General features: G+C 44.3%; 2 protein-coding genes. Both read left to right on the forward strand.

Translation table 11 applies throughout. The features are described 5' to 3' along the window. A partial coding sequence (locus tag FK530_RS27665) for an ExbD/TolR family protein (RefSeq protein ID WP_205124274.1) occupies positions 1-195 on the forward strand: 195 nt, incomplete at its 5' end. A 32-nt stretch (positions 196-227) separates the two neighbouring features. After that, on the forward strand, positions 228-488 hold the full coding sequence (locus FK530_RS27670; RefSeq protein WP_146489509.1) for a hypothetical protein: 261 nt from the start codon (positions 228-230) through the stop codon (positions 486-488). The last annotated feature ends 70 nt before the right edge of the window (positions 489-558 follow it).

A 558-nucleotide genomic window follows, 5' to 3' on the forward strand; every position in this document is an offset into this window, starting at 1 on the left:
GATAATCCCAATATTGCTCTTCCAGAAGGGGAGATTGAGGTTTTAGCTCGCAATATTTTTGCAGAGAACAATAATATACAAGCATTAGTTAAAGGGGATAAAAATGCCCCTTACGGTCGTATCATTGATGCTATGGGGCTCCTTCAGGGCGTCACCCAGAAAAATGTCCAACTTATGACCGCTCCAACAGAGTAGCCCACCATTGTGCTTAGGAAGAGTAGATCATTATGAATCGCGAAACACAAGATAGAATTATCAATCTCAGTAGTGCACTCTTAACTGCGCTCGTCATCGCTATTGTTGGCTACTTCTCATTCTCTTCATTTCAGAAGATTCAGATGGCAAGTATCGATGATCCTTCCCTTAAAGTGAGTGATGAGAATCGTATTGCCAAATCTGAGAGAATCGATACCGAAGAAGTGATCGAAGAGATGAATCGAATTGCCGAAGCACAGCGACTTGAGAAGGAGCGTCTCGAAGCGGAGTGACGTGCTCGAGAAGAGGCTGAAAGACAACGGATCGAAGCGGAAAAACGAGCAGCACAAAAAGCCGCTGAAG

Source organism: Tsukamurella conjunctivitidis, from assembly GCF_007858475.1.
Taxonomy (GTDB): Bacteria; Actinomycetota; Actinomycetes; order Mycobacteriales; family Mycobacteriaceae; genus Tsukamurella; species Tsukamurella conjunctivitidis.